Here is an 11987-nt window from a genome sequence, read left to right as displayed (position 1 = left end):
GCACGACCTGTCCGCCATCGACGCCGCCACCATCGCCATCAACCGGCGCATGACCACATTCGACGGCCACGAACAGGTCTGGCTGTTCGGCTATGGCTCGCTGATCTACAAGGCCGACTTCCCGTATATCGAACGGCGCCCCGCCAGCATCGAAGGCTGGACGCGGCGCTTCTGGCAGGGTTCGCACGACCACCGCGGCACGCCCATGGCGCCGGGCCGCGTCGCCACCATCGTGCCGCAGGCGGGCGCCGTGTGCGACGGCATGGCCTACCTGATCACGCCCGAAGTCTTCGCCCACCTCGACCACCGCGAAAAGAACGGCTACCTGCGCCTGGCCACCGAGATCACCTTCGAGGACGGCAGCAAGGTGGAAGGCCTGGTGTACATCGCCAACGAGGAAAATGCCGCCTTCCTGGGCGCCGCCCCGGAACTGGACATCGCGCGCCAGATCGCCCGCTCGGCAGGCCCCAGCGGCCCGAACAGCGAATACCTGCTGCACCTGGCCAGCGCCCTGCGCGAACTGGGCAAGAGCGATCCCCACGTCTTTGCCATCGAACAGCATCTGGCGCAATTGAAGGATGCGCCGCCGGCAACGCCGTAAGTTGCAGCGGACGAGCACCCGCCCGTCCACTCCCCCAGCCGCCGGCGACCCAGCTGGCAGCCCATCCTCGCGCCATCGCCCCTGCCCTGCACAGGCGCCTGGCCGCAGCCTGGCAGCTTGCAAGATGCAAGCGATGAATATCTTTTTATTGTGACAATTGGCGACTATCGCCGTTTCATTAGCGGCCATAATCGGAACGCGCGATTCCTTTAGGCATGAGTGGAGCAAAGGCACGCGCGCCAGCAGGCGGCAGGGCAATACATCCAGAAAAATCACTGCCCTGCACGATCGGAGCGAATTCACCGGAGCGAGACGACCATGTCCGACAGGTCTATGCTGCAACAGCATGGCAGGCAGCCGCACTATGTGCTTCCCGGGACGAGCGTCATCGCCCCCGCGCAGGCCCCCGTTCACCGCACCGGCATCGGTGGCGGGACGAACATCATCGGCAGCTCCCCCATATTCCAGCGCCTGCTGCGCATGGTCGAAGCGGTCGCGCCGACCCGCAGCACGGTGCTCATCAGCGGCCCCACCGGTTCCGGCAAGGAAATCATCGCCCAACTCGTGCACCGGCAAAGCGGCGATCCCGGCGCGCCATTTGTGGACCTTAACTGTGGCGCCCTGCCGGAACACTTGATCGACGCGGAACTCTTCGGCCATACCAAAGGGGCGTTTACGGGAGCACTGAGCAGCCGCGCCGGCTTTTTCGCCCAGGCGGGACAAGGCACGCTGTTTCTCGATGAAATCGGCGAACTGCCGCTGGCAGTCCAGAGCAAGCTGCTGCGCGTGCTCGAATCGCGCTGTTTCCGGCCGCTGGGCGGCGGCGACAGCCAGCCGTTCAACGGCCGCATCGTGGCCGCCACCCACTGCGACCTGGCCGCGATGGTGCAAGCGGGCCGTTTCCGCGAAGACCTGTACTACCGGCTGGCCGTCTTGAAACTCGACGTGCCAGGCCTGGACCAGCGCCGCGGCGACGTTGCCGCCCTTGCCGCGCACTTTGCCGGCCTGCAGAAGCGGCCCATCCGCTTCACCGCCACCGCCATGGAGCGGCTGTGCCGGCATGCCTGGCCCGGCCATATCCGCGAACTGCGCAATCTCATCGAACGGCTGTCGATACTGGCCGAATCGCCGCTGATCGATGCCCACAACCTGGAAGCCTTCCTGTCGGCAGCCATGCCAGGGGACGCCGATCACACGCTGCTGGCCGAAGCCCTCATGCGACTGGACGGCGATGACAAGCTGGCTGCCGCGGAACAATTGCTGATCGAATATGCGATGCGCATTGCCGATGGCAACAAGACGATCGCTGCCCGCCACCTGGGCATCAACCGCAAGGTCATCGAACGCCGCCTGCATGGCGACGAGGAGCGCAGCAATTTCGCCCACGTCTGCCTGCTGGAGGGGCGCGCGCTGATCGAGGCGGCCCGTTTCAAGGAAGCCATTGAAGTGTTGCGCCGCGGCCTCAAGCTGCTGGCCGCCGACGCCCATCCGTGCACGGCGCGCCGCCTGAGCTGCGACCTGCACCGCTGGCTGGCCATCTCGCACCGCGGCATCAGCGGCTGGCAAAGCGCCGAAGCGCTCGCCTGCTACCAGCAGGCATTGCAGGAGGCGGCGGCGCTGGGCGACGAGGTGGAAATCACGGCCCTGCGGTTCGGCATCTGGAGCTCGCAGCTGATGGCGCTGGACCTGGTGGCGGCCCGGGCAACGGCGCAGGACATGCTGCAGCGAGCGCAGGCGATAGGCGACACGGATTTGCTGTCCCAGGCCCACCTGGCCCTGGCCAACACGCTGTTTTGGCTGGGCGACTACCGCGAGACGCTGGCCTGCCTCGAGCGCGGACACCTGCTGTGCGGCGCGGTATCGGCCGAGACGGGGGGACAGGGCCTGGACATCGCCGCGCTGTCCACCACCTTCGAAGGCCTGTCCTGCTTCCAGAGCGGCGCCTTCCGGCGCGCGCGCCTGGCGATGGAACACCTGGCGTTGCGCGGCGGCGCCGACAACCCCCATCCCTTCCATCGCGCCATCGCGCTGCAGGGCGCCGCATGGCTGGCCTGCATGTTCGAAGACTGGAGCAGGCTGGCAAGCCTGGCGGCGGACCTGAACACCGTCGCCAGCGAATACGGCTATCAATTCTATCTGGGCGTGGGCCAGATATTCCATGCCTGCGCACTGGCGCCTGGCAACGCCCATGCGCAGACCGAGCAGCGCATCGCCGACGGTTACCAGCACTACATGCTGTGCGAGGGCGGCATGCTCTTCCATTCATTCCAGGCCTGGAAACGGGGCGAATTGCTGCTGTCCGCAGGCCAGCCATCGCAAGCCCGGCAGTTGCTGCACGGCGCCATCGAATTGGCGCTGGAACATGGCGAACGTGCCTATCTGGTCGAACTGCTCGACATGCACGCCCGGACGTGGATCGCGGTGGGCGACCTGGACAACGCGGAGCGCGAACTGGGCAGTGCACTGTCGACCGCCAAGGCGCTGGGCGCGGCGGCTGGCAGCCTGCTGGTGGCGACCCGCCTGGCGCAGCTGCTGCAGCAGCGCGGACGCCGGCCCGAAGCACTGGAGCACCTCACGCGCGCCTTGCGCGGCGTGGAACGCGACCTGGCTTTTCCCCGGTTTGCCCAGGCGCTGCAGTTGCAGGCCACTCTGACGCAAGCCATTTCCATGCCATGCCAACCTGAGGACCCGCAACATGAGCTATCTGCTGAACCACGATGACCTTGAATCGCTACTGCTGGGAGCATGCTTCTTCGGCAGCGGTGGCGGCGGCACGCTCACGTCCGCGCGCAGCCTGCTGGCCCAGTTCCACGCCGGCGCCTATTATCCGGACGCCCAGGTGCGCGTGGTCAGCGTCGACGAAGCCACCGATGGCGATACGGTCATGGTGGCTTACCTGGGGTCGCCCGTAGCGATCAATGGGGCCCATTTTCCGCAGGGGCCCGTCGATGCCGTGACCGCCGTCAGGGAGCGCCTGGCACTGGAAAATCGCACCTTGACCTACCTGGCGCCGCCGGAGAGCGGCGCACTGGGGTTTCTCGTCGCCTGCCTGGTCGGCGCCCACCTGGGACTGGCCGTGATCGACGCCGACGGCGCCGGCCGCGCCGTTCCCTCGCTGCCCCAGCTCACGTATGCGGCCGCGCAGATCAATCCGCGCCCCGCCTTCCTCGTCAGCCAGGCGGGATTGCGCGTGGAACTCGACGTCCAGCCTAGCCAGGGCGTGAACGGCGCCCATTCCCATCAGCAGGACGTGGCAACGATCATCGACCAGATGATGCGCCCCATCGTCTCGCAGGCCGATTTCAAGCAGTTCGGCGGGCTGGCCATGTGGATCATGGCACCATCCGAGCTGGCCCGGGCCTTGCCCGTGCGCGGCACCCTGGGACGCGCGCTGCGCCTGGGCCGCGAACTGCAGGCAGGCCGCTTGCGCAGCGCGGACGAACTGGTCGATTATCTTGCGCGGCAATGCGACCTGCGCGCCAGGACCTTGTTTGCGCAGGGGACATTCGTCGCCGCCGAAGTCGAATCGCGCAATGGCTTCGACCTGGGAAAGATCACCATCCGCGCGGGCGAGCGGCTCTGCACGGTCCTGTACCAGAACGAATCGCTGCTGGCCTGGGACAGCAGCTACAGCAGCCCCATCTGCATGGCGCCCGACACCATCAGCTATTTTGTCGAGGGCGATGGCCAGGCCGTGTATTCGAATGGCGACTTGCTGTTGCCTGACGGCACGCTCAACCCGGCCCTGCAGCAGCGCAAGGTGACGCTGCTGGGCGTGCAAGCCAATCCCGTGCTGCGCGAACGGAACGGCTTGATACTCGACAGCTTCATGCAACTGCTCGACACCATCGGCTACCTGGGCCCCTATGTGCCCCTCACCGCCGGCGCAGCGGCAAGGAGCGTCGCATGAAGACGCTGCGCATCTGCATCGTGGCGCCGGTGGCCACATCCATCTACAACCAGCGCCTGCTCGACGCCATCGAGCCCGTGATCCCGCCCGATGTCGAAGTGTCTGTGCGCAATCTTTCGACCGGACACAATTGCATCGAATACCGCGTCGACTGGCTGCAAAACGGCTATCCGGTGGTACAGCTGGCCAGGGAAATCGAACGCGAAGGCTATGACGGCATCTGGCTCAGCGACTTCGACATGTGCGGCGTGGAGGCGGCGCGGGAAGTGATCGACATTCCCATCCTCGGCGGCTTCCCGCCCGCCGCCTTTACCGCGCTGGCGCTCAGCCAGCGCCTGTCGATCATGACGATATTGCCAAGCACGCTAGCCATGCAGCGGGGCCACATGCAGGCTTACGGCTTGCAGGACAGCTTCGCCTCCATCCGCTCCATCGACTGTCCAGTCAGCGACCTCGGCCAGCTGGACAAGGTGATCGAAAAGACTTTCAAGGCCGCCATGCTGGCCATACAGGAAGACGGCGCCCAATCCATCTTGCTGGGCTGCACAGGATTTGTTGGCGTCGCCGCGCGCGTCAGCGCGCTGCTGGAAGACGCGCTGCAGACCTATGTACCGGTCATCGATCCGAACCAGGCAGGCTTCAGCTTCCTGGTGTCCCTCGTGCGCATGCGCCTGCGGCCCAGCCGCGCCTGCTACAGCAAGGATAGCTGAACCGCCGCACGCGCCCGGGCCACGCCATGCCGTGGTTCGGGCGCCTCCACCCCGTCCTTCCCGCCTGCCGTTTTCGTCCATTCCAGCCAAAGGTGGTGGACGATATCCGCCAATATTCTTGCAGCACGACAACGCAATTCAGCCTCACTCCTTGAAAATCAAGTACTTGGCGTTCTGGCACACTGCTTGCTAAAGATCATGCTATCGGCGCTTCAGCAGCAGGCGCCGCAGCAGGCGGGCGGCGCACCTCAAACGGAGGGCCGCCCGCCCCCATGACCCAGCAAGGAGCCCCGCCGTGCCGACGACTATGGACGATGCATCCACCACCCACGACAGCCTGGCCAATCATGGCTTGCTGCCCGGCCTGGCCGCCTTGCAAGAAGGCAACACCGGCTGTGCCGAGATCTGTATCGCCGTGCTCGACGGTCCCGTCGATACCAGCCATCCCTGTTTTGCCGGCGCCGACCTGCAACTGCTGGAAACCCTCGCCAGTGGTTCCAGCGGCAGCGGCCGGGCATCGCTGCACGGCACCCACGTCGCCAGCATCATCTTTGGCCAGCCCGGCAGTCCCGTCACGGGTCTGGCGCCCCGTTGTCGGGGCTTGATCCTGCCCATCTTTTCCGACCGTGCCGACGGCACCTTGACGCAATGCACACAGCTCGACCTGGCCCGCGCCATCACCCAGGCCGTCGAGCACGGCGCGCACATCATCAATGTCAGCGGCGGCGAACTGTCCGACAGCGGCGCCGCCGACGGCCTGCTGCAAAAAGCCATACAGCTGTGCCATGAACGCAACGTCCTGCTGGTCGCCGCGGCAGGCAATGACGGCTGCGATTGCCTGCATATCCCCGCCTCCATCAAATACACACTGGTCGTCGGCGCCCTGGACCGGCAAGGCACGCCCATGCCCAACAGCAACTGGGGCGAGGCCTATCGCGCGCGCGGCATCATGGCGCCCGGCACCGACATCCTCGGCGCCGCTCCCGCAGGGCACGTGCGGCTCAGCAGCGGCACCAGCTTTGCCACCCCGATCGTCTCGGCCATCGCAGCCCTGCTGCTATGCCGGCAACACCAACATGGGGATCGTCCTGACCCTCGTGGAGTTTGCAGCGCATTGCTGCAGAGCGCAACGCGTTGCAACACCAATGGCGAGCTGGACTGTCGCCGCCTCCTGACTGGGACATTGAATGTGCCGGGCGCCACTCAACTATTATTAAAAGGGAAAATTGAAATGTCAGACGATACTGTGATTGAAGCGAGCCCAGCCAATGCCGACACTTCCGCGCAGGCGCATCCGCTCAGCATTCCCATGCTGGAAACCTCCTCCCCGGCCAACTTCGCGGCCCCTTCCGGCGTGACGCGGCAAGGCATCGCCGCTTCCGGCATCGATGCCTCCGACTGCGGCTGCGGCGGCGGCAGCGCCAAGGGCCCGACCTTGGTGTATGCGCTGGGCAACCTGGGCATCGACTTCGGTAGCGAAGCGCGCCGCGATTCCTTCGTCCAAGCCATGCCACCGGGCAGGGACAATCCAAGCGATCCGCAGCAATTGATCGAATTCCTGCGCGCAAAACCATATTTCCGCCAGTCGCTGACCTGGACCGTCAACCTCGACGCCACGCCGATTTACGCGGTCGTCCCCGTCGGTCCATATGCCGACATGACCTATGAACTGCTGTTCGAGGCCTTTGTCGGCACCATCGATGGCCTGGTTGTCATGAATTCGTTTCCCGGCGTAATCTCGGGCGCCGCCAGGCTGATGTCCGGCCAAGTCGTTCCCGTGATCCAGCCGGCCATCCGGGGCATGTTCAGCTGGAATGTGCCGCAGCTGATCGACAGCCTGATGGCGGTGCAGGACAGCCTGGAAATCAAGAGCAGCAACACGGGCGCGCGCCTGGAAAACTTCCTGAACCGCATCTATTACGACTTCCGCAACCTGGGCGTCACGGGCATGGACCGCGCGCTCAACTTCTCGGCCACGAATGCCATGCAAGCGGCAGAAATGCTGGCCAAGACCACGGGCATGCAGCTCGATACCATCGTGGTGCAACAGAGCCCCGTGTGCCGCCCGGGCTCCGAGTGCTATGACATCATCATGACCTTCTTCAACCCGGAAAACCTGCAGGTAGCCAACACGGTCGCCCGCTTCGCCGTTGACGTCAGCGATGTGATACCGGTCAGCGTCGGCGCAGTGCGCTACTGGTCGCAGCGCTGACGTCAACGCCATTTGAATTGTCGGGGCACGTGGGCGCAGCGATGCGCGCACGCACTTCAGCAAACGGTCGTTGGCGGGAAACGACCAGCACCGTACCTCGGTACGCACACCCATTGCCGTTGCCCGCAGCGGCGCCACCACAAGGAGTTTTAAAATGAACAATCTGCCATTGCAAGCCAAAGCCGTACAACGCAGCCCCAGCATCTCCGCCATCAGCCAGGGTGTCGCCCCTTCCGGCATTGCTTGCACCCTGTGCAAACTGGGTTGCAGCGCCTTGAGCGGCACCGCACAGCAACTCTGCCTGGCCGCTTGCGCCAGCACCGTTTGCTGATCAAGCCAGCAAGAACGAGCCATCCCGGCTAAACCGGGCATGCCTGCGGGCGATGAGTTTCTCGTCGCCCGCTCCCCCTGCCGGCATCACCCACGACGGACGCAGGACGGCGATGCGACTCGCCACCAAGTCCGCCTGTTTCGCGCAGTGCGCATGCCCTTGCGCGCGTCCTTGTCAACGCACAAGCCCGCGCCCCGCACTGCCTGCGCTAGAACAGATCCAGCTGCCCCGCATTGCCCCCTTTCGCTTTCGCGCCCAGCGGCGGCACCACCAGCGGCCGGCGGAACTGCGTGCAATCGAGCTGCTTGAAGCGGCCGCCCTTGCCGTGCAAGCCCTGCCGGTGCACGGCTTTCTCGAAACGCTGGCGGATGAGGTCGGCCCACACGCCCTCGCCCCGCATGCGCGTGCCGAACGCGCTGTCGTAATCCTTGCCGCCACGCATTTCTCGCACCCGGTTCATCACGCGCTGGGCCCGCTCCGGAAAGTGCGCTTCCAGCCATTGCTGGAACAAGGGGCTCACTTCCCACGGCAGACGCAGCACGACGTAGTGGGCGTGGATGGCGCCCGCGTCGCGCACGGCTTCCAGCAGCTGCTCGATTTCAGGTTCCGTGACAAAGGGAATGATGGGCGCGATGCTCACGCCCACGGGGATGCCCGCGTCGGTGAGCGTGCGGATGGTACGCAGCCGCCGCGCCGGTGCGGCCGCGCGCGGTTCCAGGGTGCGCGCGATGGCCGGGTCGAGCGTGGTGACAGTGACGGCCACGGCTGCCAGTCGCTTGGCCGCCATGGGCGCCAGGATGTCGATATCGCGCTCGATCAGCGACGATTTCGTGATCAGCGCCAGCGGATGGTCGCACTCCTGCAAGACCTCCAGAACGCGCCGCGTCAGTTGCCGTTCGCGTTCGCACGGCTGATACGCATCCGTATTGACGCCCAGGGCGATCGGTTCGGGCACATAGGATGGCTTGGCCAGTTCGCGCCGCAAGAGTTCGGGAGCGTTCACCTTGGCATAGATCCGGCTTTCGAAGTCCAGGCCCGGCGACAGGCCCAGATAGCTGTGCGTGGGACGGGCAAAGCAGTAAATGCAGCCGTGTTCGCAACCCCGGTACGGATTCAAGGAAACGTTGAACGGCAAATCTGGCGACGCATTGCGCGTGAGGATGGTGCGCGCCTGCTCGTCGCTGACCTGCGTCTTCCAGGTGGGCGCCTCCGCCTCCCCTGCCGCCTCATCCAGGCCGCCCACGCTCCAGCCGTCATCGAAACCGGCACGCGCATGCACTTCGTGGCGCCCTTGCAGGTTCGACACGGCGCCGCGGCCCTTGCGGGCCTTCAGCGATTGCGGCGGCAGCATGGCTTGCCCGGCAAAGCTGTCATCGTGCTCTGGAATGATTGCTTTCATGAACGGCCCCATCAACTGTATATACGTACAGTATACTATGCCGCTGTTCGGGCAAGATCAAGGGCTACCGTGAGGCCATTTCAAGCTTTTTCACCATGCGGCATGACATAACTCAACTGCTGCGCGACAAAGCCGTCAAATGCCGCGATCAAGGGAACGAAACGGGACGTGTCCTGCTCCAACTGCATCAGGGCATAGCAAGTCGCCTCCAGGGTCGATAACTGGTCTGGCGCGTGCGCCTTGCGGATCAAATAATGGGAAGCAGGCGTATCGCGCAGGGGCAGGCGCGGCAGCTGTTGCAACTGGGGATTCAGGTACAGCATCTTGCGGCTCTTGCGCCAGGTGCCGTCCAGCACCACCAGCCGCAAGCGTGCCGGATCAAGCAAGACGGCAGGGGCGAGCGCTGGCGGCGGCGCGATGCCCAGCGAACGGTCGCCGGGCGTATCCGGGTACAGCAGCACATTGTACTTGTCGGCCAGCAACGCAGCCAGGGTAGCGGGTGCGAAATGCTCGCCTGTCAGCAGTTGGCTGTTGGGCAGGCTCAGGTGCAGCAAGCGGGCACTGCCCTTGGCATTATGAACTTCCAGCGGATGCTGCAGGATCAGCACGTCCACCGTGTGGGCAAGCGGCGCGACCCAGCGGCAGATGCAGCTGGCGGCGGCACGCAGGCAAACCGGACAGCGCGCCCGTTTGGCCGGTTCGACGTGAGAGGACGATGCAGAGCTAGGGCTGGAGATGCTAGATGAGCGGCTGGTGGTCATGGCGGAGCGCGTACGCGGGATTCTTCAAGCCGCGATTGTAGCGCCCGCGCCATGCCAGCGGGAATGGCCAACAGGAATGGCCAACTGAACGGTCGTGGAAAACGGCCTGCAATGCTGACAACAACGATACATCAACAACGATAAATTGCATAACTTTTCATTGCTGAGCACAAGGACTCAAACCACGACTTAAAATAAAACGCTTTAAAACTCTTCCCACTCATCGGCGCCGGAAGCGACCGGTGCGCGTGGCTTGCTGCTGTGCGCCGTGTCCGGTTTCGCTGCCTTGGCAGGGCCGCTGGCGGAGTGGGTAGCGGCAGTGGAGGCAGTGGAGGCGGAGGTGCGCGCAGTACCGGTCACGGCCCGCCGTGCGGCAGGCGCGACAGACTTGGCCGTCACCGGGCGCGCCACGCTGGCCGACACATATTGCTGCGTGGCGTCGAGCTTGAACAAGCCCACCACGTCGGCCAGCTTGGCGGCCTGTTCCTGCATGGATTCGGCCGCCGCAGCCGCCTCTTCCACCAGGGCCGCGTTTTGCTGCGTCACCTGATCCATCTGGCCGATGGCCTGGTTGACCTGTTCGATGCCGGCGCGCTGTTCATCGCTGGCGTCGGTAATCTGGTTCATGATCTGCGTTACGTGGCTGATGCTTTGCACGATTTCATCCATGGTGCGGCCCGCCTTGTCCACCAGTTGCGAACCGGCCTCGACCTTTTGCACGGAATCGTCGATCAAGCCCTTGATTTCCTTGGCCGCCGCGCTCGAGCGCTGTGCCAGGTTGCGCACCTCGGAGGCCACCACGGCAAAACCGCGGCCCTGCTCGCCGGCCCTGGCCGCTTCCACGGCTGCATTCAGGGCGAGGATATTCGTCTGGAAGGCAATGGCGTCGATGACGCTGATGATGTCGACTATCTTGCGCGAGGAATCGTTGATCGAACCCATGGTGCTGACCACTTCCGACACCACCACGCCACCCTTGCTGGCGATCTGCGAAGCATCGATGGCCAGCTGGTTGGCGCTGCGCGCATTGTCGGCATTGAGTTTCACGGTGGACGTCAGCTCTTCCATGGAAGACGCCGTCTCTTCCAGCGAGCTGGCCTGCTCTTCCGTGCGCGACGACAAGTCCAGGTTGCCGGCGGCGATTTCGCTCGACGCCGTGCTGATGGACTCGGTTCCCGCGCGCACCTGGCCCACGATACTGACCAGTTTATCGTTCATGTTTTTCAGCGCATGCATCAATTGCCCCGTCTCATCGCGGCTTTCCACCACGATATGGCTGGTCAGGTCGCCAGCGGAAACGGCTTCCGCCACTTCGACGGCGCGCGTGATGGGGCGCGTGATGGAACGCGTGATCCAGTATGCGCAGGCTATGCCCAACAGGATGGCGACCACGCCCAGCGAGATCAGCAGCATGCGGCCGTTCTCATAGCGCGAACGGATCTGCGCGGCCGTTTCATCGAGCAACTTGGCTTCCAGCACTTCCAGCTTCTTCAGCGACGCCAGGTAGATGTCGCGCTTGACGGCCATGTCGCCTTCGTACAGGCGCTTGCCCAGTTCCAGGTCGCCCGCATTCTTGGCCTTGAACACATTCTTGCGCACTTCCGTGTAGGCCTTGCGCGTGCTCAGCACGTCCTGGTAGAGCGCCTGCTCTTCAGCGTTCAGCTGGCTCTTGCCGATATCGTTCTGGATTTCCGTGGCGCGTGCCGACGAGGCCGCCATTTCCGTTTCAAACTGTTTCTGGTGTTCGGGATCGCTGACTTTCCAGGCGGCCGCCGTGCGCGCCGCGTTCACCTCGATGACCTTGGTCCACTCCCCGATCAGGCGCTCATTGCGCACCTTGACGTTGACGAGCGCATCGGTTTCCTTGCTGGCGCTTTGCATCTGCACGATGCCCACCACGGTCAAGGTCGTCAAGAGGAGCAGGACGGCGGCGAAACCGCCACCGAGACGTACGCCGATTTTGAGGTTTTTCATTGCGTGATTCCTATCTGAAGAAAACGATGCACAGACGCCACGAAACCGACCTACTGCTACATTGCAATATAGCAGGCATCTGCCGTGCG

The 11987-nt window shown here is 64.4% G+C and carries 9 protein-coding genes; 6 read left to right on the top strand and 3 right to left on the bottom strand.

From position 1 onward, the window contains the following. Positions 1–16 precede the first annotated feature (16 nt). The 6 genes from VPH41_RS06830 to VPH41_RS06805 all read left to right on the top strand — a co-directional run bounded on the left by VPH41_RS06830 (position 17) and on the right by VPH41_RS06805 (position 7764). Positions 17–601: a gamma-glutamylcyclotransferase gene (locus VPH41_RS06830; RefSeq protein WP_328569625.1), complete on the top strand. Its 585-nt coding sequence runs from the start codon at positions 17–19 to the stop codon at positions 599–601. Between the two features lie 318 nt (positions 602–919). Further along, on the top strand, positions 920–3322 hold the full coding sequence (locus VPH41_RS06825; protein WP_328569391.1) for a sigma-54 dependent transcriptional regulator: 2403 nt from the start codon (positions 920–922) through the stop codon (positions 3320–3322). Then, positions 3297–4511, top strand: coding sequence for a DUF917 domain-containing protein (locus tag VPH41_RS06820; protein WP_328569390.1), 1215 nt, complete (start codon positions 3297–3299; stop codon positions 4509–4511). Before VPH41_RS06825 ends, VPH41_RS06820 begins: the two co-directional genes overlap by 26 nt. After that, a complete protein-coding gene (locus VPH41_RS06815; protein ID WP_328569389.1) occupies positions 4508–5221 on the top strand; it encodes an aspartate/glutamate racemase family protein in 714 nt (237 codons plus the stop codon). The genes VPH41_RS06820 and VPH41_RS06815 overlap by 4 nt, the downstream gene beginning before the upstream one ends. 295 nt (positions 5222–5516) lie before the next feature. Beyond that, on the top strand, positions 5517–7433 hold the full coding sequence (locus VPH41_RS06810; protein WP_328569388.1) for a S8 family serine peptidase: 1917 nt from the start codon (positions 5517–5519) through the stop codon (positions 7431–7433). A gap of 154 nt (positions 7434–7587) precedes the next feature. After that, positions 7588–7764: a hypothetical protein gene (locus tag VPH41_RS06805; protein WP_328569387.1), complete on the top strand. Its 177-nt coding sequence runs from the start codon at positions 7588–7590 to the stop codon at positions 7762–7764. A 208-nt stretch (positions 7765–7972) separates the two neighbouring features. Here VPH41_RS06805 and VPH41_RS06800 read toward each other — a convergent pair whose 3' ends face one another. From VPH41_RS06800 to VPH41_RS06790, 3 genes are all read right to left on the bottom strand, one after another. Beyond that, positions 7973–9163 (bottom strand): PA0069 family radical SAM protein, encoded by a 1191-nt coding sequence (locus tag VPH41_RS06800; RefSeq protein ID WP_442906225.1) that lies wholly within the window; start codon positions 9161–9163, stop codon positions 7973–7975. 80 nt (positions 9164–9243) lie between these two features. Beyond that, positions 9244–9924 carry a tRNA-uridine aminocarboxypropyltransferase gene (locus tag VPH41_RS06795; protein WP_328569386.1) on the bottom strand — a complete coding sequence of 227 codons (681 nt, stop codon included), beginning with the start codon at positions 9922–9924 and terminating at the stop codon, positions 9244–9246. Between the two features lie 204 nt (positions 9925–10128). Further along, the gene (locus VPH41_RS06790) at positions 10129–11898 is read right to left on the bottom strand and encodes a methyl-accepting chemotaxis protein (RefSeq protein WP_328569385.1); all 1770 of its coding nucleotides are present in this window, start codon (positions 11896–11898) and stop codon (positions 10129–10131) included. Positions 11899–11987 lie beyond the last annotated feature (89 nt).

This window comes from Janthinobacterium sp. P210006 (assembly GCF_036231885.1).
GTDB lineage: Bacteria > Pseudomonadota > Gammaproteobacteria > Burkholderiales > Burkholderiaceae_D > Janthinobacterium > Janthinobacterium violaceinigrum.
This window is presented reverse-complemented; position numbering and strand designations above follow the sequence as displayed.